This is a genomic window from Pseudomonas sp. A125, assembly GCF_055409485.1.
This window is the reverse complement of sequence record NZ_JBUZVP010000012.1, coordinates 50474-75311: the sequence shown is the minus strand read 5'-3', so window position 1 is coordinate 75311 and position 24838 is coordinate 50474. Positions and strand designations below refer to the sequence as shown.

The 24838-nt window shown below is 61.8% G+C and carries 19 protein-coding genes and 1 pseudogene; 6 read left to right on the top strand and 14 right to left on the bottom strand.

Annotated elements, in window-relative coordinates:
* Nucleotides 1–173: 173 nt before the first annotated feature.
* Nucleotides 174–965 (top strand): hypothetical protein, encoded by a 792-nt coding sequence (locus ACZRN6_RS17845; protein ID WP_322143051.1) that lies wholly within the window; start codon nucleotides 174–176, stop codon nucleotides 963–965.
* A gap of 1 nt (nucleotide 966) precedes the next feature.
* Here the strand turns inward: ACZRN6_RS17845 and ACZRN6_RS17840 are convergent, their stop codons facing one another.
* The 13 genes and pseudogenes from ACZRN6_RS17840 to ACZRN6_RS17780 all read right to left on the bottom strand — a co-directional run bounded on the left by ACZRN6_RS17840 (nucleotide 967) and on the right by ACZRN6_RS17780 (nucleotide 17852).
* Nucleotides 967–1563 (bottom strand): MarC family protein, encoded by a 597-nt coding sequence (locus tag ACZRN6_RS17840; RefSeq protein WP_003217330.1) that lies wholly within the window; start codon nucleotides 1561–1563, stop codon nucleotides 967–969.
* A gap of 163 nt (nucleotides 1564–1726) precedes the next feature.
* Nucleotides 1727–4501 carry a hybrid sensor histidine kinase/response regulator gene (locus ACZRN6_RS17835; RefSeq protein WP_322143052.1) on the bottom strand — a complete coding sequence of 925 codons (2775 nt, stop codon included), beginning with the start codon at nucleotides 4499–4501 and terminating at the stop codon, nucleotides 1727–1729.
* 102 nt (nucleotides 4502–4603) lie between these two features.
* The gene (gene purD / locus ACZRN6_RS17830; protein ID WP_322143053.1) at nucleotides 4604–5896 is read right to left on the bottom strand and encodes a phosphoribosylamine--glycine ligase; all 1293 of its coding nucleotides are present in this window, start codon (nucleotides 5894–5896) and stop codon (nucleotides 4604–4606) included.
* A gap of 84 nt (nucleotides 5897–5980) precedes the next feature.
* Nucleotides 5981–7588, bottom strand: coding sequence for a bifunctional phosphoribosylaminoimidazolecarboxamide formyltransferase/IMP cyclohydrolase (gene purH / locus ACZRN6_RS17825; protein WP_464008415.1), 1608 nt, complete (start codon nucleotides 7586–7588; stop codon nucleotides 5981–5983).
* A gap of 81 nt (nucleotides 7589–7669) precedes the next feature.
* The gene (gene fis / locus ACZRN6_RS17820) at nucleotides 7670–7990 is read right to left on the bottom strand and encodes a DNA-binding transcriptional regulator Fis (RefSeq protein WP_003186237.1); all 321 of its coding nucleotides are present in this window, start codon (nucleotides 7988–7990) and stop codon (nucleotides 7670–7672) included.
* Nucleotides 7987–9000 (bottom strand): tRNA dihydrouridine synthase DusB, encoded by a 1014-nt coding sequence (dusB, locus tag ACZRN6_RS17815; protein ID WP_010174025.1) that lies wholly within the window; start codon nucleotides 8998–9000, stop codon nucleotides 7987–7989. Before dusB ends, fis begins: the two co-directional genes overlap by 4 nt.
* 185 nt (nucleotides 9001–9185) lie before the next feature.
* The gene (locus tag ACZRN6_RS17810; RefSeq protein WP_464008414.1) at nucleotides 9186–10430 is read right to left on the bottom strand and encodes a DUF3426 domain-containing protein; all 1245 of its coding nucleotides are present in this window, start codon (nucleotides 10428–10430) and stop codon (nucleotides 9186–9188) included.
* A 30-nt stretch (nucleotides 10431–10460) separates the two neighbouring features.
* Complete coding sequence (gene prmA, locus ACZRN6_RS17805; protein ID WP_464008413.1) at nucleotides 10461–11339, bottom strand: 50S ribosomal protein L11 methyltransferase; 879 nt, start codon at nucleotides 11337–11339, stop codon at nucleotides 10461–10463.
* A gap of 276 nt (nucleotides 11340–11615) precedes the next feature.
* Nucleotides 11616–12974: an acetyl-CoA carboxylase biotin carboxylase subunit gene (accC, locus tag ACZRN6_RS17800; RefSeq protein WP_322143057.1), complete on the bottom strand. Its 1359-nt coding sequence runs from the start codon at nucleotides 12972–12974 to the stop codon at nucleotides 11616–11618.
* A 17-nt stretch (nucleotides 12975–12991) separates the two neighbouring features.
* Nucleotides 12992–13447, bottom strand: a complete 456-nt coding sequence (gene accB, locus ACZRN6_RS17795) for an acetyl-CoA carboxylase biotin carboxyl carrier protein (RefSeq protein WP_088424725.1) — start codon at nucleotides 13445–13447, stop codon at nucleotides 12992–12994.
* A 25-nt stretch (nucleotides 13448–13472) separates the two neighbouring features.
* A complete protein-coding gene (aroQ, locus tag ACZRN6_RS17790) occupies nucleotides 13473–13928 on the bottom strand; it encodes a type II 3-dehydroquinate dehydratase (RefSeq protein WP_003217307.1) in 456 nt (151 codons plus the stop codon).
* A gap of 239 nt (nucleotides 13929–14167) precedes the next feature.
* Nucleotides 14168–14674: pseudogene (locus ACZRN6_RS17785) on the bottom strand (methyl-accepting chemotaxis protein); the annotation flags it as partial.
* A gap of 1507 nt (nucleotides 14675–16181) precedes the next feature.
* Entirely contained in the window at nucleotides 16182–17852 is a 1671-nt protein-coding gene (locus ACZRN6_RS17780; RefSeq protein ID WP_322143059.1) for a PleD family two-component system response regulator, read from the bottom strand.
* A gap of 274 nt (nucleotides 17853–18126) precedes the next feature.
* Here ACZRN6_RS17780 and ACZRN6_RS17775 point away from each other — a divergent pair, with 274 nt between their 5' ends.
* The 5 genes from ACZRN6_RS17775 to ACZRN6_RS17755 all read left to right on the top strand — a co-directional run bounded on the left by ACZRN6_RS17775 (nucleotide 18127) and on the right by ACZRN6_RS17755 (nucleotide 23369).
* Nucleotides 18127–19194: a DUF2333 family protein gene (locus ACZRN6_RS17775; protein WP_322143060.1), complete on the top strand. Its 1068-nt coding sequence runs from the start codon at nucleotides 18127–18129 to the stop codon at nucleotides 19192–19194.
* Nucleotides 19195–19196: 2 nt separating this feature from the next.
* The gene (locus tag ACZRN6_RS17770) at nucleotides 19197–19733 is read left to right on the top strand and encodes an NUDIX hydrolase (RefSeq protein ID WP_322143061.1); all 537 of its coding nucleotides are present in this window, start codon (nucleotides 19197–19199) and stop codon (nucleotides 19731–19733) included.
* Nucleotides 19734–19905: 172 nt separating this feature from the next.
* Nucleotides 19906–20277, top strand: coding sequence for a translation initiation factor Sui1 (locus tag ACZRN6_RS17765; RefSeq protein ID WP_167664869.1), 372 nt, complete (start codon nucleotides 19906–19908; stop codon nucleotides 20275–20277).
* A 211-nt stretch (nucleotides 20278–20488) separates the two neighbouring features.
* On the top strand, nucleotides 20489–22402 hold the full coding sequence (gene speA / locus ACZRN6_RS17760) for an arginine decarboxylase (protein WP_464008412.1): 1914 nt from the start codon (nucleotides 20489–20491) through the stop codon (nucleotides 22400–22402).
* A 103-nt stretch (nucleotides 22403–22505) separates the two neighbouring features.
* On the top strand, nucleotides 22506–23369 hold the full coding sequence (locus ACZRN6_RS17755; protein WP_464008411.1) for an alpha/beta hydrolase: 864 nt from the start codon (nucleotides 22506–22508) through the stop codon (nucleotides 23367–23369).
* On the opposite strand, the gene ACZRN6_RS17750 is transcribed toward ACZRN6_RS17755, so the two are convergent.
* On the bottom strand, nucleotides 23353–24699 hold the full coding sequence (locus ACZRN6_RS17750; protein ID WP_464008410.1) for an MATE family efflux transporter: 1347 nt from the start codon (nucleotides 24697–24699) through the stop codon (nucleotides 23353–23355). The genes ACZRN6_RS17755 and ACZRN6_RS17750 overlap by 17 nt on opposite strands.
* Nucleotides 24700–24838 lie beyond the last annotated feature (139 nt).

Here is a 24838-nt window from a genome sequence, read left to right as displayed (position 1 = left end):
CGTCTGGCCAAACGTCAGGTTCATCCCCAGCATTTACTGAGCGTTGCGGCTCACGGTGATTTTTCCTGCGCAGTGCAGCGCGTTCGTTCGTCAATTTGCAGCTGCTAAAAATCCCTGGCAACTCGACTAGTGTTGGCGTTAAGCCCCATGTTGGGGGTTATGGAGAAATGGCTATGGAGCGAAATGACAGACGAATCAACAGCGCAAAAAGGAGGAAGCTGATTGCCGCTTATCGGCTTCCAGGCGCGTCCAAACCATCACCGGGGTTGAGCCCGTTGGTGACACCTGAGGGGGATGATGAGTTGAATGCGGCGGTAGTGAACAACAGCGTCATGTCGTTCGTGGACGGCATGACCAGCCTTAACAAGGAATACACCCGCAAAAGCTATTTGCTGGCGAGCAGCTACGTCAGCGACGTGTTGCGGATCGCCCGCGGAACAGAAGCCTGGTACAACGAATTCATCAAGGTCATGAGCAGCCTGGGCTGGATGCCGGTCCGGAGCAGTTTCGAGCGGGTGTATACCACCCGCAAAGGGCTGTCGGTGCAGTTGGCGGCCCTGAACCTGGTGGCGGCCACCGTGGCCTCGACGTTCCTGTCGGGGCCGTTGATCAGTGCGCTGCCCAAGTTGGTGGGGGATGCGGTTGAAGCCTTGAAGCAACTCCCGGACTCGTTTGAGTTATTCAAACGAAATACCACCGTGCGTGACGGCGGCGATTTCGGCCTGGCGTCCTGCTCGGAAACCGCGGGGGAGATCTCGATGGTGCTGGTGACCTACAGCTCCCACGGCGTCAGCAAGCAGTTGGGCGTGCCGTTTCTGGAGTGGGACAGTGCGTCAATCGAAGCCTTCAGCGGCCGCACGTGCCTGGTGCTGAACAGCTCAGTGGTCAACGAGGCCACGATTCAACTGCTGCGTGACAGCGCAGGGGACAAGGTCCGCCTGGCCATCGCCAAATACAGGATTTGATCTACGGCACCAGGTAGCCGCGTACCCCGGTGAAGATGATTTGCGCGGCCAGGGCACACACAAACAACCCCATCAAGCGGCTGACAATCTGCAAGCCCTGGTCGCCGAGGATACGTTCGATACGGTTGGACAGGTACAGCACCACGCCCACCGTAAGGCTGGCCAGGGCAATGCTGAGGATGGCGGTGATCTTGTCGTCCCAATGCGGCTGGCTGACGCCCATCACCAGCAGTGCACCGATGGTGCCGGGGCCGACGGTCAGGGGAATGGTCAGCGGCACGATGGTCACGTCCTGCTGCACGTTGTCGGTCTGCACCGCCGACTTGCCTTGGGCCATGCCCAGCGCCGAGATAAACAGCACACTGCCGGCGCCGATGCGGAAGGCGTCGACGGTGATGCCGAACACACTGAAAATCACCCGGCCGAACAGGTACAGCAACACGCTCGAGACCAGGGTAGCGAGGGCCACTTTCCAGGCCAGGCGTCGACGTTCCTTGCTGGAGTAGCCGCGGGTCAGGCTGATAAAGCAGGAGAGCACGAAGAAGGGGCTGTAGAGCACCAGCATCTTCAAATAAACGCTGAATAGCACATGGAGCATGGGCGCGGCTCGCGGCGGGGACGTGAGGGGAGTCTATCAGGCGCCACGGAACAAATGTGGGAGCTGGCTTGCCTGCGATGGCGGTGTGTCAGGCACCCATGTGTGTGACTGATACACCGCCATCGCAGGCAAGCCAGCTACCACAGGGAGATCCTGTTTCGGGTCAGGTAGGTGCGTGCTCTGGCCGCTGTTGGCGCTGCGCAACCCAATACTCCACCAGCTCGCGCAACTGCGACAGCTCCACCGGCTTGGCCATATGCCCATCCATCCCGGCCTGGCGTGCACGCTCTTTATGTTCCGACAGAATGTGCGCTGTCAGTGCCACGATCGGCGTACGAATGCGCTGGTTGCCGACTTCCCACGCCCGCAGTTGCTGGGTGGCAGAGAAGCCATCGAGGATCGGCATTTCACAGTCCATCAACACCAGGTCGTAGCGCTGGGCCTTCATCGCCTGCAAGGCTTCTTCGCCGTTGCTGGCGGTGTCGGGCTGCAGGTTGAGCTTGCCAAGCATGCCGCGAATCACCTTGGTGGAGATGCTGTTGTCTTCCGCCACCAGAATCCGGAAATCACTCGGCACCGTCACGGGCGCCGGTGCGCTGATCGCTGGCTGGCGAGGCTGCACCGAGCCCTTGCTGCGTTGAGTCAGCTCGTCGGCCAGGGTGGTCTTGAGGGTGTAGCCGGCCACGGGTTTGGCGAGGATGCGCTTGATCCCGCAGTTGCGCGCGATGATCTTGCTCGGCGCATTGCTGATGCCGGTGAGCATGATCAGCAATATGTCGTGGTTCAGGCTCGGGTCTTCCTTGATCTTCGCTGCCAGTTGCATGCCGGTCATGCCGGGCATGTTCTGGTCCAGCAGCACCACGTCGAAGTAGTCCCGCAGGTGTGCCTTGGTGCGCAGCAGCGCCAGCGCTTCCTTGCCCGAAGGCACGGCACTCACGTTCAGGCCCCAGGCAGTGCATTGCTGCACCAGCACTTTGCGGCAGGTGTCGTTGTCGTCCACCACCAGCACGCGCGCGCCCTTGAGCGGGCCGTCGAGGTCGGAGGTCGGGTGTTCCAGGCGTTCCGGGTCCAGCGGCAAGGTCAGCCACAGGGTGCTGCCCTGTTGGCTGCCACTCTTGATGCCGAACTCGCCGTTCATCAACAGGATCAACTGGCGGGCGATTACCAGGCCCAGATGGCCACTCAAGCGGGTGGCAGACAGGAAGTTCTTGCTGTGCAATTCGCTGTGCAACAGCGCGTCGCGCTCGGCGGCCTCCATCGGCAGGCCGCTGTCTTGCACGGCAATGCGCAGGCGCGGTTTGCTGCTGCGCTCATCCAGCGCCACGACGATCAGCACTTCGCCTTCATCGGTTTTTTGCAGGGCGTTTTCCAGCAGGCTCAACAGCGCCTGGCGCAGGCGTGTCGGGTCGCCGCTGATCACCCGTGGCACTTGTGGCTGGATAAAGCTGATCAGCTCGACGTTCTGCTGCTCGGCCTTGGCGCGGAAAATACTCAGGCAGTCTTCGATCAGCGCGTTGAGGTCGAACTGCACGTCGTCCAGCTCGATCTGCCCGGATTCGAGCTTGGAGATGTCGAGAATCTCGTTGATCAGCGTGAGCAGTTCATTGCCGGCGCTGTGGATGGTTTGCACGTAGTCGCGCTGCTTGACCGACAGCGGCGTGCCCAACAGCAATTCGGTCATGCCCAGCACGCCGTTCATGGGCGTGCGGATTTCGTGGCTGATCTTGGCCAGGAACTCGGCCTTGGCGGCGATCTCGGCATTGCTGGCGGCCAGGTCGCGGCTGAGGCTGAAGTTGTCTTCGGTGATGGCGCGCTGGCGTTCGCCCAGGGCCAGGCTCATCAACAGGCCGCTGAGGCAGATAAAACCGAGCAGGGTGACGATCAAGCCTTGCGGCGCCACCAACGTCAGGCCCAGCAACGCCGGCAGGATAATCAGCGTGCCGATGTTGAAGATCACCATCGCCAGCATGAACAGCCGCGCCGGGCGATAACCTTTTTGCCAATGATAGGCCGAGACAAACAGCATGCTCAACCCGGCCAGCGCCACCAGGGCGTAGGTGATGATGTTCAGGGGCAGGGTGTTGACGAACAGCAGCAACAGGCCGGTCAGGACGATCAGCAGGATGTCGGCCATCAACAGTTTGTTCAGCGGATGCGGGCCCAGGGGCGCAAAGAAGCGGTAGGCAAACATCAGCCCGCACGGCGCCGTCAGCAGCAGGGCGAGGTAGGCGCCGGGGGTTTGTATCGCGTGCCAGTTCGGCAGCCACGGCCCCACCACATTGAGCAATAGCGCCAAACTGAGCAGTAACAGTAGCTCGCAGGCGGCAAGCCACAGGCTGCTGCGGGAGCGATGGTAGGCGTAGCGGGTCAGGTTGTGCAGGATCAGCATCACCAGGCAGCCGAACAGCAGCCCGTAGATCAGCGTCTGGTTCTGGTTGGCCGCGGCCAGCACCGCGGGCTCCAGGGTGATGTACGGGCGCAGCTCGTGTTCCGAGACCATGCGCAGGTACACATCCAGCGGCTTCTGGCTTTGCGGCATCGGCAGCATGAAGTCGCTGCTGGGCAGCGGGCGCTCGGCCTGGGGTTGGCGGGTGCCGGTGGCTTGTTGCTCCACCAGGGTGTCGCCGTCGAGCACGTACAGGTTCAGGTGTGACAGGTCAGGGGCGAATACCCGCAGCACTTGCTCGTGCTTGCCAGGTTGCAGCCTGAAGCGTACCCACAGCGCGCCGTCCGGTTGCGCGGCGGTAATCCGGTCGAGTTCGATGGGGCTGAATTGATTGATGTAGCGGGGCGAGCGGATATCGCTCAGTTGCAGATCGGCCTGTTCATCAAGCAATACCGCCCAGCCACTGCCTTGTGCGGCGGCCTGGGCCGGTAGCAAGCAGAGCAAGGTCAGCAGACTGACAGTGAAACCTATGGCGATCCTGAGCCAGCGCACGGCGAAATCCCTTCGTAGGTTGATGCATGGGTATAACTATGCGCGGGGCCACAAGCGTAGGGCAAGGGCCAAGGGCCCCTGCCTAACCGAACGGATAGCTGTTTACTGACTCTCGCCACGCTCGCGGGCAATGGCACGGTAGCCAATGTCGGTGCGGTAGAAGCAGCCCTTCCAGTCGATCTTCGCCGCCAGTCTGTAAGCCTGTTGCTGGGCAGTATCTACACTGCTGCCCATGGCGGTTGCGCACAACACGCGACCACCGGCGGTGACCACCTTGCCATCCTTGAGCGCGGTGCCCGCATGGAACACCTTGCCTTCCAGCGTAGCAGCCGCATCCAGACCTTCAATCACATCGCCCTTGGCGTAGTCGGCCGGGTAGCCGCCGGCGGCCAGCACGATGCCGACGCTTGGGCGTGGGTCCCACTGGGCTTCGACCTTGTCCAGGGCCTGGGCCAATGCTGCTTCCACCAACAGCACCAGGCTCGATTGCAGGCGCAGCATGATCGGTTGAGTTTCCGGATCGCCGAAGCGGCAGTTGAACTCGATGACTTTCGGGTTGCCGGCCTTGTCGATCATCAAGCCGGCGTACAGGAAACCGGTGTACACATTGCCTTCATCCGCCATGCCGCGCACGGTTGGCCAGATCACCAGGTCCATCACACGTTTGTGCACTTGCGCGGTAACTACCGGGGCGGGAGAGTAAGCACCCATGCCGCCGGTGTTCGGGCCGCTGTCGCCGTCGCCCACACGTTTGTGGTCCTGGCTGGTGGCCATCGGCAACACGTTCTTGCCGTCGACCATCACGATGAAACTGGCTTCTTCGCCGTCGAGGAACTCTTCGATTACTACGCGCGAACCGGCTTCGCCAAACGCGTTGCCGGCGAGCATGTCGCGCACGGCGTCTTCGGCTTCGGCCAGGGTCATGGCCACGATCACGCCTTTACCGGCGGCAAGGCCGTCGGCCTTGATCACGATCGGTGCACCGACTTCGCGCAGGTAAGCCAGGGCTGGCTCGATCTCGGTGAAGTTCTGGTAGTCGGCAGTCGGGATCTTGTGGCGCGCCAGGAAATCCTTGGTGAACGCTTTCGAACCTTCCAGCTGGGCCGCGCCGGCGGTTGGGCCGAAGCAGTCCAGGTTACGGCTGCGGAACAGGTCCACCACGCCGGCAACCAAGGGTACTTCCGGACCGACGATGGTCAGGGACACGTTTTTCTCTGCGAAATCTGCCAACTGCTCAAGGGCCAATACGTCGATGGCGACGTTTTCGCACTTGGCTTCAATGGCGGTGCCGGCATTGCCGGGTGCGACGAAAACTTTCTGGACGCGCGGGTCCTGGGCAACTTTCCAGGCCAGGGCGTGTTCACGGCCACCGCTGCCAATGATCAAAACATTCATTTCAAAAACCTCGGATGACGCTGAATTCTGAAGACCACAGTGGGGGGCTTTTCTGTGGGAGCTGGTGCCCACCAGTCAATTGGATCAGTGGCGGAAGTGACGCATGCCAGTGAAGACCATGGCGATGCCGGCTTCATCCGCCGCTGCAATCACTTCTGCATCACGCATCGAGCCGCCCGGTTGGATCACGGCGGTCACACCGGCTTTCGCGGCGTTGTCCAGGCCATCACGGAACGGGAAGAATGCATCCGATGCCATCACCGAACCCTGCACCTGCAGGCCGGCGTGCTCGGCCTTGATCGCAGCGATACGTGCCGAGTTGACACGGCTCATCTGGCCGGCGCCGACACCGATGGTCTGGCGGTTCTTGGCGTAGACAATGGCGTTGGATTTAACGTACTTGGCGACTTTCCAGGCGAAGATCAGGTCGTTGATTTCCTGTTCGGTCGGGGCGCGCTTGGTCACCACCTTCAGGTCTTCGCTGCCGATCATGCCGATGTCGCGGCTCTGTACCAGCAAGCCGCCGTTGACGCGCTTGTAGTCCCAGGCTGCGGCACGGTCAGCCGACCATTCGCCGCAGGCCAGCAGGCGCACATTGGCCTTGGCTGCGACGATGGCGCGGGCCTCTTCGCTGACGGACGGGGCAATGATCACTTCAACGAACTGACGCTCGACGATTGCCTTGGCGGTCTCGGCGTCCAGTTCACGGTTGAACGCGATGATGCCGCCGAAGGCCGACTCGGTGTCGGTGGCGTAGGCCAGTTCGTACGCCTGGCGGATACCGCCTTCGGCGTCCGGGCTTACGGCCACGCCGCACGGGTTAGCGTGCTTGACGATTACGCAGGCTGGCTTGACGAAGCTCTTCACACATTCCAGCGCGGCGTCGGTGTCGGCCACGTTGTTATAGGACAGCTCTTTGCCTTGCAGTTGGGTCGCGGTGGCGATCCCGACTTCGGCCGGTTTGGCTTCAACGTAGAACGCCGCGCTCTGGTGCGGGTTCTCGCCGTAGCGCATTTCCTGAGCCTTGATGAACTGGCTGTTGAAGGTGCGCGGGAACTGGCTGCGGCCTTCTGTGCTGAGGGTTTCAGCCGCCTGGTTCACGGTGCCCATGTAGTTGGCGATCATGCCGTCGTAGGCGGCGGTGTGTTCGAAGGCCTTGAGCATCAGGTCGAAGCGCTGGGCGTAGGTCAGGCCGCCGGCTTTCAGGCTTTCCAGCACGTTGGCGTAGTCGCTGGCGTTCACCACGATGGCCACGTCTTTGTGGTTCTTGGCTGCCGAGCGAACCATGGTCGGGCCGCCGATGTCGATGTTTTCGATGGCGGTCGGCAGGTCGCAGCCTGGCTTGTCGATGGTGGCTTGGAACGGGTACAGGTTAACGGCCACCAGGTCGATCGGCTTGATGCCGTGTTCGGTCATGATGGCGTCGTCGATACCGCGACGACCGAGGATCCCGCCGTGGATTTTCGGGTGCAGGGTCTTGACCCGACCGTCCATCATTTCTGCGAAACCGGTGTAGTCCGCCACTTCCACTGCGGCCACGCCGTTGTCCTGCAGCAGTTTGAAGGTCCCGCCGGTGGAAAGAATCTCCACGCCCAGGGCTTCCAGCTCCCGGGCAAATTCGAGGATCCCGGTCTTGTCGGAGACACTGATCAAGGCGCGGCGGATCGGCAGGCGGGTAGTCTGGTCGGTCATTTCAATTTCCATCAAAAGCAAAGGAGTCAGCAAAAAAGGCGTCCGTTTTTACGCGGGCGCCTTTCTGGTTTGATTGAATGCTTACAGCAAATCGTACTGCTTGAGTTTCTTGCGCAGCGTGCCACGGTTAAGGCCCAGCAGCTCACTGGCCTTGGTCTGGTTGCCCTTGACGTAGTTCATCACGCTTTCGAGCAACGGCGCTTCGACTTCGGAGAGCACCAGGTTGTACACGTCCGTGACGGCAGCGCCCTCAAGGTGGGCGAAATAATTGTGCAGCGCCTTCTCGACACTCCCGCGAAGGGTCTGGCCTTCTTCGCTCGGCGTGTTGAGGTGCTGTTTCAAATTGACGTTGTCGCTCACGGGTGTTGTTCCACTCACTAAAGTCTCGGTCATCATCGTCATGCGGCCACCCCTTCTCCGTCCCCTGTCACCAGGCTCTTGTAACGCTCGCAAAAGAATTCACGAACGTTGGCGCACTGTGCTTCCGTATCATCCAAACGATTGAAGTGGGCGCGAAACTCCCTGGCGCCCGGCAAGGTTGCGAGATACCAGCCCACATGCTTGCGAGCAATGCGTACTCCCATCACGTCTCCGTAGAAGGCGTGCAGGGCGGCCAGATGCTCTAGCAGAATACGTTCCACCTCGATCAGCTCCGGTGCCGGCAATACTTCGCCGGTACGCAGAAAATGCTCGATCTCACGGAAAATCCACGGCCGCCCCTGGGCAGCCCGGCCAATCAACAGGCCATCGGCGCCGGTCGCGTGCAGCACGCGCCGGGCTTTCTCGGCTGAATCGATGTCGCCGTTGGCAAAGACGGGAATCGACACCGCCTGCTTGATCGCGGCAATGGTGTCGTACTCGGCTTCACCGGTGTAAAGGTCGGCGCGGGTGCGGCCATGCACCGCCAGCGCTGTAATGCCCGCCTGCTCGGCGATCTTCGCCACCGTCAGGCCATTTTTGTTGTCCCGGTCCCAGCCGGTGCGGATCTTCAGGGTGACCGGCACATCCACTGCAGCGACAACGGCATGCAGGATCTCGCTCACCAACTGCTCATCCTTCAACAGCGCAGAGCCTGCGGCCTTGTTACAGACCTTCTTGGCCGGGCACCCCATGTTGATATCAATAATCTGCGCGCCCAACTCCACGTTGGCCCGGGCCGCGTCCGCCAGCATCTGCGCATCACCACCGGCGATCTGTACCGAGCGGGGCTCGGGATCACCTTCGTGGATCATGCGCATCCGCGATTTGCGGGTGTTCCACAAGCTCATGTCGCTGGTGACCATTTCCGAGACTACAAGCCCTGCGCCCAAACGCTTGCAAAGCTGACGAAAGGGCTGGTCGGTGACGCCCGCCATCGGGGCGAGGATCAAGCCGTTGTGCAATGTGTATGGGCCGATGCGTACCGCCGACATAGGACTTCCCTGTTGTGGGGCCGGATCATTAGAGTTCGAAAAAGGGTTGGCATGATACCCGCTCTCGATGACTGGATAAAGGCTGAATTGGATAAAATCTGAACAGTTATTTTCTTATCGCCGCCGGTTTGGTCCAGGGCGGCGCAGTCAATAATCTGCCGTCAAACCCCGGCCGGTGAACCGTTTCACTCGGGAGAGTGGAAGCTCAGGCTGTAATTCACCGCTTTGTTGCCCGGGTCGAGGATGTCCAGGGCAATGTGGATCGGCGTCTGCGAGGGCATCTCGGTCTGGCCTGCCAACTCGCCGCTGAGGTACTCGGCGGGCTTGAAGCGACGACTGGCGATCATGCTCCCGTTCATGTCGGCAAAGCGTAGCTCCAGCAGCGGGAACGGTTGGGAGAATGTCGCGCGGTTATAGATGATCGCGTCCACCACCAGGGCGCCGGCAAACTCCGGGTGGCTGCGCACCACCAGGTTGCTGCTCTTGATGTGGGCGATATCGACGCGTGATGGCACGGTGCAGCCCAGTTTTGGGCACAGTTCCTGGAACCACGGACGGTAAGCGTCCTGGCGTGCCAGGTCGTCGAATTGGTAGGCGATGTATTGTCCCGCCAGGCCGGCGGCGGCCAGCAGCACCAGCAGGCCCCACAACAGGCGGCGACCCCAGCCGGAGGAGCGCTTCTGGGAGTACAGGTGCAGCGGGTCGTCTTCCAGGTCTTGCAGCATGTCGTCGTGGGCGCTGGCCTCGGGGCGAGGGCGCTTGCGTTTGGGCTGCGGGCGTTCGGGTTGTTCGGGTTCGGGCTCGACTGTTTCGGCGGTTACCGGTGGGTCGAGTTCGTCATCGGCGGTGCTTGCGTGCAGCGGCGGCTCGTCGTCCGGCTCAACGGCTTCAAACGACATCGAGGGCTCGGTGCGCTTGGGTTTGCCGGGTGCTGCCTTGGCGGGTTGCGGTTCGCCGTCGGGTGGTTGCGGGGCTTGCGCCCGTTCATCGCGCGGCTCACTGAACAGGCTGGCGGCCCATTGCTCTTCCTCGGCCTTGGCCGTATCACGGCTGGCGCTGAGGGCGTCTTCTTTTTGACGGCGGTCGGCGCCGTGTTGGCGACGGTCTGCACCCACGGGCTGTGTGTGCTGGATCTCGCGACGTTCCAGCTTGGCCAGTTCTTCGTCCAGGTCCAAATTGTCCAGGTCCAGCTCTTCGGCGGTCCATTGCTTTTGGCTGATGGCCCGTGGCGCCTCGGGTGGCGGTTCTACCGCTGCCGGTGGCTGGGGCGCGGGCGCACTGGCGCGTTGCTCCAGCAGTTGGCGCGCGGCGTTGAACACTTGCAGGCATGAGCCGCAGCGCACCACGCCACGGGCCACACTCAATTGAGCGTGGCTGACGCGAAAGCGTGCTTGGCAGTGTGGGCACTGGGTGACGAAACTGTCGGTCATGCGGCCATCCGATTCATGCAGGCGATCATTCTAGCGCCGACGACCACTGATGCGTACCCAGCCATCGCGGTTGGCGATCGGGTCCAGCTCAAAATCCTGGGCGTAGGCGGCGGCAACGTCGTCACCCTGTTCGGCGAGGATACCCGACAGCGCCAGGCGCCCGCCCGGTTTGACCAGGCTCGACAGCTGCGGTGCCAGGGCCACCAGCGGCCCGGCGAGAATGTTGGCCACCAGCACGTCGGCTTGCACCTGGGGCAATTGCTCCGGCAGGTACAGCGGGAATTTCTCTTCAGCGATGTTATTGCGCCCGGCGTTATCGCGGGAGGCTTCCAGGGCTTGCACGTCGATATCGGTACCGACCGCTTCCTTGGCGCCCAGCAGCAGGGCGGCGATTGCCAGAATCCCCGAGCCGCAGCCGAAGTCCAGCACGTTGCAGTCTTGCAGGTCCTGGCCGTCGAGCCATTCCAGGCACAGGGCGGTGGTGGGGTGAGTGCCGGTGCCGAACGCCAGGCCCGGGTCCAGCAGCAGGTTCACGGCGTCAGGCTCGGGGGCGGCGTGCCAGCTCGGCACGATCCACAGGCGCTGGCCAAAACGCATCGGCTGGAAGTTGTCCATCCAGCTGCGTTCCCAGTCCTGGTCTTCGATGATTTCGCTGTGGTGCTCCGGCAGCGGGCCGCCGGTGAGCAGTTCCATATGGGCCAGGACGCTGGCGGCATCGGTGCCGTCTTCGAACAAGGCCAGCAAGTGGGTGTGGGACCACAGCGGGGTGGTGTTGAGCTCGGGTTCGAAGATCGGCTGGTCTTCGGCGTCCATGAAGGTCACCGACACGGCGCCCACTTCGAGGAACGCGTCTTCGTAGGTTTCGGCTTGTTCTGGGCTGATGGCGAGACGGACTTGCAGCCAAGGCATGGCGGGCACCTTTGAAAAAAATGAGTGTGCAGCGGGGTGGGGCTGCGAAAGCGCGCAAGTTTACGCGAGCGGCGGGCAGAAGACGACACCACTGACTGAACGCAGGCTAAATGTGGGAGCTGGCTTGCCTGCGATAGCGGAGTGTCAGCGGAGCATTACCTCACTGGTCCACCGCCATCGCAGGCAAGCCAGCTCCCACAAGGTTTTGTGGTGTTTTTTGTATCCCAGAAACAACAAAGCCGCCCGAAGGCGGCTTTGTTGGGTGGATCACTTCGCTTACTGATTAGCCAGCTTGTGTTCCAGGTAGTGAATGTTCACACCACCTTCGCAGAAGCCTTCATCGCGAACCAGGTCCCGATGCAACGGGATGTTGGTCTTGATGCCGTCTACCACGATTTCGTCCAGGGCATTGCGCATGCGTGCCATGGCTTCATCGCGGGTCGAGCCCCAGGTGATCAGCTTGCCGATCAGGGAGTCGTAGTTCGACGGAACCTTGTAGCCGCTGTACAGGTGGGAATCGACGCGAACGCCGTTGCCGCCGGGTGCATGGAAGTGCTTGACCATGCCAGGGCTTGGGATAAAGGTTTTCGGGTCTTCGGCGTTGATCCGGCACTCGAGCGAGTGGCCGTGGATCTTCACATCATCCTGGGTAAACGACAGCTTGTTGCCAGCGGCGATGCTCAACATCTCCTTGACGATGTCGATACCGGTGACCATTTCCGAGACCGGATGCTCTACCTGCACACGAGTGTTCATCTCGATGAAGTAGAAGCGGCCGTTCTCGTACAGGAACTCGAAAGTGCCCGCGCCACGGTAGTTGATGTCGATGCAGGCCTTGACGCAACGCGCCAGAACTTCAGCACGGGCGGTTTCATCCAGGCCCGGTGCCGGTGCTTCTTCAAGCACCTTCTGGTGGCGACGCTGCAGCGAGCAGTCACGGTCGCCCAGGTGAATCGCGTGACCCTGGCCATCGGAAAGTACCTGGACTTCCACGTGGCGTGGGTTGGTCAGGTATTTTTCGAGGTAGACCATCGGGTTGCTGAACCAGGCGCCCGCTTCTTCGCGAGTCTGCTTGGCCGCCTCGATCAGGTCTTCTTCCTTGTGCACAACGCGCATGCCGCGACCACCGCCGCCGCCAGCGGCCTTGATGATCACCGGGTAACCGACTTCGCGACCAATGCGCAGAGCGGTTTCCGGGTCTTCAGGCAATGGGCCGTCGGAGCCGGGAACGGTTGGCACGCCGGCTGCGATCATGGCGTGCTTGGCCGATACCTTGTCGCCCATCAGGCGAATGGTGTCGGCTTTCGGGCCGATGAAGGCAAAACCGGATTTTTCCACCTGTTCGGCGAAATCGGCGTTTTCCGCGAGGAAACCGTAGCCTGGGTGAATGGCGGTAGCGCCAGTCACTTCAGCGGCCGCGATGATCGCCGGGATGTGCAGGTAAGACAGGTTGGCAGGCGCCGGGCCGATGCAAACTGTCTCGTCAGCCAGACCCAAGTGCATCAGCTCTTTGTCGGCAGTCGAGTACACCGCGACGGTCTTGATGCCCATTTCCTTGCAAGCACGCAGGATTCGCAAGGCGATTTCGCCGCGGTTGGCGATCAGGACTTTTTCCAGCTTCGCAGGTTTCAACATCGTTGGCTCTCCGCGGTTCAAACGATGGTGAACAGCGGTTGGTCGAATTCAACCGGCTGACCGTTTTCTACCAGGATGGATTCGATCACACCGGCTTTTTCAGCCTGGATGTGGTTCATCATCTTCATCGCTTCAACGATGCAGATGGTGTCGCCCACTTTGACGGTCTGGCCGATTTCAACAAAAGCTGGCGAAGTCGGTGCCGGGGTGCGGTAGAAGGTACCGACCATTGGCGACTTGACCACAAAACCGTTCAGTTTCGGAGCAGCAGGGGCTTCGGCAACGGTTGCAACCGGAGCGGCAGCCACTGGCGCAGGCGCCGGCGCTTGCATCTGTGGTGCGTAGAACTGTTGGGCCGGGGTCTTGCTGTGACGGCTGATCCGTACGGATTCCTCGCCTTCCTTGATCTCCAGCTCGTCGATACCGGATTCTTCCAGCAGTTCGATCAATTTCTTAACTTTACGGATATCCATGAATCATCAACTCCCAAAGGGTCGGTCAGGGGCGCTTGGCCGTGTCTTCAAGCTGTTCCAGGGCGGCCTCCAGGGCCAGTCGGTAACCGCTGGCGCCAAGGCCGCAGATCACTCCTACCGCAACGTCGGAGAAGTAAGAGTGATGGCGGAAAGGTTCGCGTTTGTGCACGTTCGATAAATGCACTTCGATGAATGGGATGCTCACCGCCAGCAGCGCGTCACGTAATGCAACGCTTGTGTGCGTAAAAGCGGCGGGATTGATCAGGATAAAATCCACGCCTTCGCTGCGCGCGGCATGGATGCGATCAATCAATTCGTACTCGGCATTGCTTTGCAGGTAAAGCAGATGGTGGCCGGCATCACGTGCCCGTCGCTCCAGATCGAGGTTGATCTGTTCGAGGGTCACTGCCCCGTAGACGCCCGGTTCGCGGGTGCCGAGCAGGTTCAGGTTGGGTCCGTGAAGAACCAGTAAGGTCGCCATCGGCTGTTCCTTGTTATTGATGTGGGCACGGTAGAACCCGGCGACTATGCCGCAAAGGCTTTGTGACTGTCCAGTTCTATGCAGTAGGCAGCACGATTAGCGAGGATTGCGCAAAATATGTGACCGGGGTGTCAAATTCGGTCATTTGTAGGAGCCGGCTTGCCGGCGATGGCGTCTGTGAGTAGGGCGATGAATGTGCGGGCCTCATCGCCGGCAAGCCGGCTCCTACAGGGCGTGTGTCAGACGCGGAAGGCTTGCACGGCGGTATTGAGTTGCCCGCCAAGTACCAGCAAGTGCTCGCCCTGGCTGCGTCCCTGGCCAATTCGTAGCAGGTTTTCCTCGCCCAGTTGGTGGATTCGCTCGCTGTTATCGCGGATTTCACTGACGGCGCTACTTTGTTGCGCGGTGACATCGGCAATCCGCACCGCCGTGTCGGAAATGGTCTGGATCGCGCCGACGATTTCATCCAGCGCGCCGTCGGCTGCCTGTGCTTGCTCGGCGGTGGCTTCGGCGTGTTCGACCTGGGCGCGCATGCCCTCTACCGATTGGCGGGCCGCGGTTTGCAGGCCGGCGATCAGGTGCTGGATCTCGGCAGTGGCGCCAGCGGTGCGCTGGGCCAGGGAGCGCACTTCATCGGCCACCACGGCGAACCCGCGACCGGCTTCACCGGCTCGGGCGGCTTCGATGGCGGCGTTCAGCGCCAGCAGGTTGGTCTGGTCGGCAATCGAGCGGATCACCGTCAGTACGCCACCGATGGTTGCGGACTCTTCGGCGAGTTTCTCGATCATCTGCGCATTTATCTGCACTTCGCCGACCAATGCGTGCAACCCGGTCAGGCTCAGGCCGATCACCCGCTGGCCCTGTTCCACCGCCTGGCCCGCGCTGCGGCTGGCTTCGGCAGCCTGGCTGGCGTCGCCGGCCACCTGCTGGATAGTCGCTTCCAGTTCGCCCAGGGAATCGCGAATCTGCGCTGTGTCACCGGCCTGGCGCTCGGCGCCATCGTGCATGCCGCTGCTCAGTTCGGCCAGCGCGCTGCTGCTGCCGGCCACTTGCTCGGCGTTGCCTCTGATGGTGCCTACCAGGTCCACCAGATAAGCGCGCAGGCGGTTCAGGGACTCTTCGATAGCGTGCAGTTCGCGGTTGGTCTTGCCCAAGGCAATGGGCCGGCTGAAATCGCCTTCGGCCCACGTCGACAAGGCCGGCGCCAGGTTGGTCAGCACCCGCGCCAGGCGCCGCTGCAAGGTGTCGATCAGCAGCGCAATCAGCAAAATCAGGCCAATCATCACGCCTTGCATCAGCCGCACTTCGCCCTGGATCTGGGCATGCTGGGCCCGCACCACCGGCTCCAGCCCGGCGATGGCGTGCTGCACGGCGTTGATTTTCAGGTGGGTGCTGGTGGCCAGTTCGGTGCGTTGCTGGATTTGCTCGCGGGTGCGTTTCAGTTCGGCGGGGTAGCGGGTCAGCAGGCTGTTGAGCTCGCGCTTGAGGTCGACGCCGGTGTCCTGGGCCACGGTTTTTTCGGTGTTTTCCAGGCCCATCATGGCCGAGAAGTCGTCGGTATTGGATTCGCTGCTGGCGGTCACTCCCAGCAATGGCAATAGCCCCAGCACGTCAGCCTGGCTGCGGATGTTGCTGACTTCGCGCTCTACATCGTCGGCCAGTTCGCTGCGCCCGCTGCTCACCAGTTTGTCGCGGGCCAGGGAAAGTTTGGCCAGGTGCTGGGAGGCGGCGAACAACGGCGGCAGATAGCGCGCCGCCTCGGGCGTACTGACGCCGCTGGCGTACTGGTTCAGTTGCTCCAGGTTGGCACCGAGTTCGCGTTCGGCTTGCAGCAACAGGGCTTGCGGGTCGCCGGCCAGCTTGCCGGCGGCCAGCAGGTCGGTCTTGCTGAAGGTGTCCAGGTCCACAAGGCTGGGGCGCAGGTTTTGCGCCAGGTCTGCCGGCAGTTCATCCAGCTGCTGCAACAGGTTTTCCAGGCTCTGGCTGGCGCTACTCAGGCGCAGGGCGTCGCCGCTGGCCAGGTAATCATCGATATTGCGCGCGGCCTGGTTCTGGAACGTCTGCGACAGGCCGAGGTAGCGCTCCATCAACAGATAGGGCCGTTCCAGGGCGCGTTGCGACCACCAGAGTGTCGCGCCCAGGGCCAGGCAAACGGCGACCAGCAAGAGTGTGTTCAGATTCGTCAGCAGCTTCAGGCGCATGCGTGGTTTCAACCGACAGCAGAAGTAAGTGCCTGAAGTTATTGCGTTTCTATTACAGAGTTATGACGGATTCGGTGGATTCCGGTGAAAAGGTGGCACTTTGCTTTGGTGTACGGGCCGCCATCACCCGGTTACGCCCGGCGTCCTTGGCACGGTACAGCGCCTCGTCAGCCTGGGCCGCCATCATCAGGCTGTCGGAGCCGTCGCACAGTTGCACCACGCCGGCACTGAAGGTGCACCACAAATCCTGCGGTTGGGCGGGGTAGTGGATCTCGGCAAAGCGCCCGCGGATTTCGTCCAGCACTTTGCAGGCCGCGTCGAGATCGGTGTCGGGCATCACGATGGCAAATTCTTCGCCGCCGTAGCGGCCTATATAGTCGGTCTTGCGCAGGCGCTGCTTGAGAAACAGCGCCAGGCTCTTGATCACCCGGTCGCCCATGGGGTGGCCGTGGCTGTCGTTGACCCGCTTGAAATGGTCGATGTCGAGCATCGCAAAGCTCAATGGCTTGGCCTCGCGGCGTGCGCGGAAGCTGCAGTCTTCGAGCAATTGCAGGATGTGCGTGTGGTTGTACAGCCCGGTGAGGCTGTCGCGCACCATCCGCGCCTTGAGGTTGCGCGCCCTGGCTGCACGGTTACGCACGGTGGTGATCAGGTGCCGTGGCTTGATCGGCTTGGTGAGGAAGTCGTCGCCGCCTTCGCTCATCGCGTCCAGTTGCTTGTCCAGGTCGTCTTCGGCCGAGAGGTAGATGATCGGCACGCTGACGTAGCGGTCGTTGTGGCGGATCACCTTGGCCAGTTCGGTACCGGTGCAGGCTGGCATATACATGTCGAGGATGATCAGGTCGGGCTGGAAGTCTGCCAGCTCGGCCATGGCCTGGATCGGTTCGATCAGGGTGCGGGTGACGATGCCGGCGCTGTTGAGCAGGCGCTCGGTGTGCATCGCCTGGGCCCGCGAGTCGTCGATAATCAGCACTTTATAGGGTTCGTACTGGGCGACGCAGGTCAGCACTTCGATTTTTTCCAGCAGGCTCGACGCTTCCAGGGTGCCGGTGAGGAACTCCTGGCCGCCGGCGCGCACGGCCGCCAGGCGGGTAGGCGTGTCGGTTTCGTGCAGGCTGAAAAACAGCAGCGGCAGCTTTTGCTCCAGGCCTTCCTGGGCTTCGGCGGCGAGCTTGAGGCCCAGGCCGGTGCCGCAGAAATCCACATCCATCACGATGGCCGCCGGCAACCGCTCGGCCATCGATGCGCGAAACGCCGCCACGCTGTCGAGGGACTGGGCGCTCAAGCCAAAAAACTCCAGTTGCTTGGCCAGGCGCTCGGCGCGGTCATGATCGGCCAGCATCACGTAGATGGGCTTGCGCATCGGCGGCAGGAAGGTTTGTTCCAACTGGTCGCCCTGGCGCAGGCCGGTGCGCGACAGGCGCTGCATCAAGCGGTTGAGTTCGGTGATCAGGTGGCTGCTCAGGCGGCCGCGGTTGTCGTCCACCGCCTTGAGCGAAGCGCTGATCAGGTGCGCCAGTTGGCCGTGCTCCGGCTGCTCGAAGCGCTCGGCAAAACGCAGCAGGCGCAGGTTGGCCTCACTGAGCTCGGACAAGTCAGCGGTGGACCATTCGCTGCGTTGCAGGCGCTGCCAGATCTCAAGAATTTGACGTGCCTGATGAATTACCCGCTGGGCAAAATGGTGCTTGAGACGCTCACGGCTGGGGTCTTCTGGCTCGGTCATATCCTGACTACTAGTTAGGCTGCATGCTGAGGTCGAACTGATGGCTCTATGCTAGCACCTCTTTTCCGTTGCACGAGTGTCATACGTCAATTAACTGCGAGGTCCTGGTTATTCATTTGTCGACCCACCGGTCATGCGGGCTTAAAAAGCGTGCATCCTTTATAGTCGAGCCGCGTGCACGCGCCACCCCGACTAAAAGCGCCGCACGGCTCGGCACGATGGGGTAGGGTTGTGGTCGTAGCTATTGAACTCAAGTGATTGAAAGGATATCGCCATGCTGGACTGGAAAAACCGCGCAGGCAGTGCAAAGGGCCCGGCCCCCGAGACCAAGTCGGCCCCCCGCAGCTATTTCCGTAACCTGCTGATGAGCCGTGCGTTGCTCTCGCTGATTGCGTTGTACCTGTTGGTCACCGGTGCCCTGGGTTGGTACTGGAGCGAAGAGCCCGCGTTGTTCCCGGTTCAGCAGAACGCGCAAATTGCCGCCGAGAAGGAAGGCAAGCAGATGGTGGTGGGCTTCACCACCGTCGAAACCCTCAAGACCGTGGTCGGCACCCTGTTGAACAAGCCGGGCGGCTATATTTCCAACGACCGGTTCCCGCCGGGCCTGTGGATGGACAACATGCCGAGCTGGGAATACGGCGTGCTGGTACAGGTGCGTGACCTGACCCGCGCCCTGCGCAAGGATTTCGCCCGTTCCCAGTCGCAGTCGGCGGAAGACGCGGATCTTGCCAAGGCCGAGCCGCGCTTCAACTTCGACAACAAGAGCTGGGTGCTGCCGTCCAGCGAGTCGGAATACCAGGAAGGCATCAACTCCCTGAGCCGTTACGAAGCACGGTTGTCTGACCCGAATCAGCGCGGCGCGCTGTTCTATGCGCGTGCCGACAACCTGAACAACTGGCTGGGTGATGTGGCGACCCGCCTGGGTTCGCTGTCGCAACGGCTGTCGGCCAGTGTGGGCCGGGTCAAGCTCAACACCGCGTTGAAAACCGAAGCGCTGGCGCCGGGTGAAGTGCCGCAGGTCGACGAAGAAGTGGTGGAAACCCCATGGATGCAGATCGACAACGTGTTCTACGAAGCCCGCGGCCAGGCCTGGGCGCTGTCGCACCTGCTGCGCGCCATTGAAGTCGACTTCGCCGACGTGCTGGCTAAAAAGAACGCCACCGTGAGCGTGCGCCAGATCATTCGTGAGCTGGAAGCCTCGCAGGAGCCGGTGTGGAGCCCGATGATCCTTAATGGCAGTGGTTTTGGCATATTGGCCAACCATTCGCTGGTCATGGCCAACTATATTTCCAGGGCCAACGCTGCAGTGATCGACCTGCGTCAGCTCCTGAACCAGGGTTGATGATGGATGCTTCCACCCGGGAGGCTGCGCACCGTGCCGCCTCCGACGCTGAATTGATTGCCTGGGTCGACGAGCAGGACAACCTGCTCGGCAGCCTGGTGCGTTCCGATTTGCGCGGGCGCGGGCTGATCGGGCGCTGCACCTTTATTTTCCTGTTCAACTCTGCCGGTGAACTGTGCGTGCACCGGCGCACCCTGAGCAAAGCCATGTACCCGGGATTCTGGGACACGGCGGCGGGCGGGATGGTGGCGGCCCACGAGACCTACGCCGAGTCGGCGGCCCGGGAGCTGGAGGAGGAATTGGGGGTGAGTGGCGTCGAACTGACTGCCCACGATCATTTCTACTTCGAAGACGGTGACAGCCGGCTTTGGTGCACCTCGTTCTCGGCCGTGTGGGACGGGCCGCTGCACATCCAGCCGGAAGAAGTCATGGAGGCGCGCTTTGTGCCACTGGCAACCGTGTTGCAGGAAGCCGAGCAAAAGCCCTATTGCCCGGACGCGCAGGAAGGGTTGCGTCGTTATTTGGCCCTACGTCGCTAAAGTTGCATAAATTGGCGCCATTTGGCCCTTAGCAAGGGGCGTTTTTGCCGTTACACTGCGCGACTTTTCAAGCTGCGCCGCCCAGGCGGTGCAGTGCGCTGCCCCTGCCTGAGTGGGGCTTCGCGGTCGATGACCCCATCGATCAGTCTTTGTCCTCCCAAGAGGATTGCCGGTGGCCAAAAAAGCCGCATCCTTCGCCGCCCTTGGTGGCCTGGTATTTTCCACCGACGCAGGTCGACATTGCCCGGACTGTCGCCAGCCCGTGGATGCCTGTACCTGCAAAACAACCCTGATTCCCGAAGGCGATGGTATTGCCCGCGTACGTCGCGAGAGCAAGGGCCGTGGCGGCAAGACGGTGACCACCATCACCGGTGTGCCCCTGGCTGAAGACGCCCTGAAGGAGTTGGCCACCACGCTGAAAAAGCGTTGTGGCACCGGTGGTGCCTTGAAAGACGGCATCATCGAGATCCAGGGCGACCACGTCGAGTTGCTGTTGGCCGAGCTGATCAAGCTGGGTTACAAGGCGAAGAAATCCGGCGGCTAGCAGCCTCTGTGAAACCCACCCCGATGACCGCTTGCTGAACGCGAACTGTCATCTCCATGGTTTTCACAGAGCCTGTTCCTGACCGGTGTCTAAACTCTGCACTGCAAGTGGGGTCTACCCCTCTCACAGGCAAATCGTCATTTTCATTCTTTAGACTGCGCCAGCCTCCGATCAGGCCGGTGCACTTCGACTTCATTTATAGGGGACTTCGATGTCCGTACGACGCACACGCAAAGACGATGGCAGCCAATGGACCGTTGCGGACAGCCGCAGTGTTTACGGGATTCGCCATTGGGGGGCCGGGTATTTCGCGATCAATGATGCCGGTCGCGTTGAAGTCCGTCCGAACGGCCCGAACAGCACGCCCGTCGACCTGTACGAGCAAGTGGACGAGCTGCGCAAAAGCGGCCTGTCCTTGCCGTTGCTGGTGCGCTTCCCCGACATCCTGCAAGACCGCGTGCGCCAATTGACCGGTGCCTTCGACGCGAACATCGAGCGCCTGGAATACCAGAGCAAATACACCGCGCTGTACCCGATCAAGGTGAACCAGCAGGAAGCGGTGATCGAAAACATCATCGCCACCCAGGACGTGTCCATCGGCCTGGAAGCCGGCTCCAAGCCCGAGCTGCTGGCTGTGCTGGCCCTGGCCCCGAAAGGCGGCACCATCGTCTGCAACGGTTACAAAGACCGTGAGTTCATCCGCCTCGCGCTGATGGGCCAGAAGCTGGGCCACAACGTCTTCATCGTGATCGAGAAAGAATCCGAAGTGGGCCTGGTGATCGAAGAGGCCGCCAACCTCAAGGTCAAGCCTCAGGTGGGCCTGCGGGTGCGCCTGTCGTCCCTGGCGTCGAGCAAGTGGGCAGACACCGGCGGCGAAAAATCCAAGTTCGGCTTGTCGGCGGCGCAACTGCTGTCGGTGGTCGAGCGCTTCCGCGCGGCGGGCCTGGACCAGGGCATCCGCCTGCTGCACTTTCACATGGGCTCGCAAATCGCCAACCTGGCCGACTATCAGCACGGGTTCAAGGAAGCCATTCGTTACTACGGCGAACTGCGCAACCTCGGCCTGCCAGTCGACCACATCGACGTCGGCGGCGGCCTGGGCGTGGACTACGACGGTACCCACTCGCGTAACGCCAGCTCCATCAACTACGACATGGACGACTACGCCGGCGTGGTCGTGGGCATGCTCAAGGAATTCTGCGACGCGCAGAGCCTGCCGCACCCGAACATCTTCTCCGAAAGCGGCCGTTCGCTGACCGCGCATCACGCCATGCTGGTGGTGCAAGTGACCGACGTCGAGAAGCACAACGACGACGTGCCGGAAATCGAGAACAAGGAAAGCCTGCCGGAAACCGTGCAATGGCTGGTGGACCTGCTGGGCCCGACCGACATTGAAATGGTCACCGAAACCTACTGGCGCGCCACTCACTACATGAGCGACGTGGCTACCCAGTACGCCGACGGCAAGCTGACCCTGGCCGAAAAAGCCCTGGCCGAACAGTGCTACTTCGCCGTGTGCCGCCGCCTGTATAACTCGTTGAAAGCTCGCCAGCGCTCGCATCGCCAGGTGCTGGACGAACTCAACGACAAGCTGGCCGACAAGTACATTTGCAACTTCTCGGTGTTCCAGAGCCTGCCGGACACCTGGGCCATCGGTCAGGTGCTGCCGATCCTGCCGTTGCACCGCCTGGACGAAGAGCCGCTGCGCCGTGCCGTGCTGCAGGATTTGACGTGCGACTCCGACGGCAAGATCAAGCAGTACGTCGACGAGCAAAGCATCGAGACCAGCTTGCCGGTGCACGCGGTGAACGAAGGTGAGGACTACCTGCTGGGGATCTTTCTGGTGGGCGCCTACCAGGAAATCCTGGGCGACATGCACAACCTGTTCGGTGACACCGATTCGGTGAACATCTACCAGCGTGAAGACGGTTCGGTGTACAGCGCCGGCATTGAGACCCACGACACCATCGAAGACATGCTGCGCTACGTGCACTTGTCGCCGGAGGAGTTGATGACTCACTACCGTGACAAGTGCGCCAGCGCGAAGATCACGGCGGCGGAGCGGACTCAGTTCCTGGACGCGTTGCGTCTTGGGTTGACGCGTTCGTCGTACCTGTCCTCCTGATACGGGGTACAGCGCAGCTTTTTTTGTGGTGAGCGAGCTTGCCTCGCGCGGGGCAAGCCCGCTCACCACAAAGGCCAGGGTTTACGCAAAGAGGGGCTAGGCGATGTCGAGTAAACTCCTGCAAGTGTTCACCCTGGCAATGGTCGCGCTGCTCGCAGCCTGCTCCCCCATCAACGTGCTCAACGCACTCACACCCTCCAGCACCTTCACCAAGACATCCTCCATTGCCTACGGTGATGACCCCCGCCAGACACTCGATATCTACCGCCCCGTCACCGCTTTGCCCAATGCGCCGGTGGTGGTGTTTTTCTATGGCGGCAGCTGGAACAGCGGCTCGAAGAATGACTACGGTTTTGTCGGCGAAGCCCTGGCCTCACGCGGCATCGTGGTGGTGATTGCCGACTACCGGCTTTACCCGCAAGTGCGTTACCCGCTGTTTCTACAGGACGGCGCGCAAGCGGTCGCCTGGGCGTATCAGCACAGTGCCGAGTACGGTGGCGATCCCCGCACGCTGTATGTGATGGGCCACAGCTCCGGCGCCTACAACGCGGCGATGCTGGCGCTGGACCCACAGTGGCTGGCTGGGGTTGGTCTGTCTCCGTCAATCTTCAAAGGCTGGATCGGCCTCGCGGGGCCGTATGACTTCCTGCCGATTGAAAACCGCGATGTGCGCCCGGTGTTCTTCTATCCGGATTCGCCGCCCGATTCCCAACCCATCAACCACGTCAGCCAAAGCGCGCCGCCGAGCCTGTTGATTGCCTCGGTGGACGACAACCTGGTCAACCCCAAGCGCAATACCGGCGGCTTGGCGAATAAGCTGCGGGCAGCGGGTGTGCCGGTGGAGGAGTTCTACTTCACCAAAACCAGCCACGCCACGTTGGTGGCGTCCATGTCCCGGCCGCTGCGCTGGCTGGCGCCGGTGTTGGACCGGGTCACGGCGTTTATCAAGTTCACGCCGGGCCAGTAAGCCAGCGGTCCTGTTTGTTCAGGCGCCAGGCAATCGCCCACAGCGTGAGGCTGCGCAAGCCCATGAACAGCAGGAAGGTTATCCACAGCCCGTGGTTGCCCAGGCCCTGCAACAGCCAGGCGAACGGCAGCAAAATGACCACCGTCAGCAGCATGCCGTTGCGCATTTCCCGGGCGCGGGTGGCGCCGATGAACAGGCCGTCCAGCAGGTAGCTCCACACCGCGATCAACGGCAGCACGGCGAGATAGGGCAGGTAGATGTCGGCGGTTTCGCGCACGCTTGGGATATCGGTTTGCATGGCGATGAACAGGTGGCCGAACACGGCGAACAGGATCGCGAAACCGATGCTGGCCAGCAGCGACCAACCACTGGCCACCACCAGTGATCGGCGCAAGGCCTGGCGGTCGTGGGCGCCGATGGCGTGGCCGCACAAGGCTTCCACGGCATGGGCCAGTCCGTCCAGGGCATGAGCTGTGAGCAGTAATCCGTTCAGCAGCAGCGCATTGGCCGCCACCGTCGCATCACCCAAGCGAGCACCTTGCACGGTGATCATGAAAAACACTGATTGCAGGGCCAGGCTGCGGATAAAAATGTCGCGGTTCACCGCCAGCAGCGGGCGCCAGCTTTGCCACAGCTTGAGTGCGGCCCAGGCGATATGGCCGGGGTAGGCGCGCAAGGCTTTTTGGGTGAGGGCGAGGCCAAGGAGGGCACCGGTCCATTCGGCGATTACCGAGGCGCGGGCCGAGCCGACTACGCCCCAGTCCAAACCCAGGACGAACCACAGGTTGAGGGCGATATTCACGAGGTTGGTGGTGAGCAGAATCGCCAGTGGTGCGCGGGCGTTCTGGGTGCCGAGGAACCAGCCCACCAGCGCGTAGCTGGCCAGGGCGGCGGGCAGGCCGAAGAGGCGGGTGTGGAAAAATTCGCGGGTCAGTTGGTTCAGCTCGGGCGAGGGCTGCATCCAGTCCAGTACCAGGCCGCTTAACGGAATACCGATGCTGCCGAGCAACATCGCCAGGCCCAGCGCCAGTAACAGCCCTTGCAACAAAATCTGCCTCAGCGCCGCGCCGTCACCGCGCCCGGCAGCCTGGGCGGCGAAGCCGGTGGAGCCCATGCGCAGGAAGCCCATGGCCCAGGCGAGGAAGGTGTAAAGGCTGGCGCCCACGGCCACGGCGCCCAGCTGGTGGGCGTGGGGCAGATGGCCGATGACCATGCTGTCTACCAGCGCTACCAGCGGCACGGAGATGTTCGACAGGATCATCGGCGCAGCCAGCGCCCACACGCGGCGGTGGGTGGGGCGGTCGCGCCAGTCGGTTAGCAGGGAAGTCATGCGGGCTCCTTTGGGGAGCGGCATTGTAACTGGCCGTTAGCGGCGACGCAGATCCAATGTGAAGAGCGGTATTCCTACACGAGACGCCTCGATGGGCGTGAGGCGATTCGGTTTATTCAAGAACCTAGCCGAACGGTCA

What these genes read in the sequence shown, in the direction of transcription:
- ACZRN6_RS17845 (WP_322143051.1), top strand. Translation starts at nt 174, where the DNA reads ATGGAGCGAAATGACAGACGAATCAACAGCGCAAAAAGGAGGAAGCTG.
- ACZRN6_RS17840 (WP_003217330.1), bottom strand. Translation starts at nt 1,563, where the DNA reads ATGCTCCATGTGCTATTCAGCGTTTATTTGAAGATGCTGGTGCTCTAC.
- purD (WP_322143053.1), bottom strand. Translation starts at nt 5,896, where the DNA reads ATGAATGTTTTGATCATTGGCAGCGGTGGCCGTGAACACGCCCTGGCC.
- purH (WP_464008415.1), bottom strand. Translation starts at nt 7,588, where the DNA reads ATGACCGACCAGACTACCCGCCTGCCGATCCGCCGCGCCTTGATCAGT.
- fis (WP_003186237.1), bottom strand. Translation starts at nt 7,990, where the DNA reads ATGACGATGATGACCGAGACTTTAGTGAGTGGAACAACACCCGTGAGC.
- dusB (WP_010174025.1), bottom strand. Translation starts at nt 9,000, where the DNA reads ATGTCGGCGGTACGCATCGGCCCATACACATTGCACAACGGCTTGATC.
- ACZRN6_RS17810 (WP_464008414.1), bottom strand. Translation starts at nt 10,430, where the DNA reads ATGACCGACAGTTTCGTCACCCAGTGCCCACACTGCCAAGCACGCTTT.
- prmA (WP_464008413.1), bottom strand. Translation starts at nt 11,339, where the DNA reads ATGCCTTGGCTGCAAGTCCGTCTCGCCATCAGCCCAGAACAAGCCGAA.
- accC (WP_322143057.1), bottom strand. Translation starts at nt 12,974, where the DNA reads ATGTTGAAACCTGCGAAGCTGGAAAAAGTCCTGATCGCCAACCGCGGC.
- accB (WP_088424725.1), bottom strand. Translation starts at nt 13,447, where the DNA reads ATGGATATCCGTAAAGTTAAGAAATTGATCGAACTGCTGGAAGAATCC.
- aroQ (WP_003217307.1), bottom strand. Translation starts at nt 13,928, where the DNA reads ATGGCGACCTTACTGGTTCTTCACGGACCCAACCTGAACCTGCTCGGC.
- ACZRN6_RS17780 (WP_322143059.1), bottom strand. Translation starts at nt 17,852, where the DNA reads ATGACCGAGCCAGAAGACCCCAGCCGTGAGCGTCTCAAGCACCATTTT.
- ACZRN6_RS17775 (WP_322143060.1), top strand. Translation starts at nt 18,127, where the DNA reads ATGCTGGACTGGAAAAACCGCGCAGGCAGTGCAAAGGGCCCGGCCCCC.
- ACZRN6_RS17770 (WP_322143061.1), top strand. Translation starts at nt 19,197, where the DNA reads ATGGATGCTTCCACCCGGGAGGCTGCGCACCGTGCCGCCTCCGACGCT.
- speA (WP_464008412.1), top strand. Translation starts at nt 20,489, where the DNA reads ATGTCCGTACGACGCACACGCAAAGACGATGGCAGCCAATGGACCGTT.
- ACZRN6_RS17755 (WP_464008411.1), top strand. Translation starts at nt 22,506, where the DNA reads ATGTCGAGTAAACTCCTGCAAGTGTTCACCCTGGCAATGGTCGCGCTG.
- ACZRN6_RS17750 (WP_464008410.1), bottom strand. Translation starts at nt 24,699, where the DNA reads ATGACTTCCCTGCTAACCGACTGGCGCGACCGCCCCACCCACCGCCGC.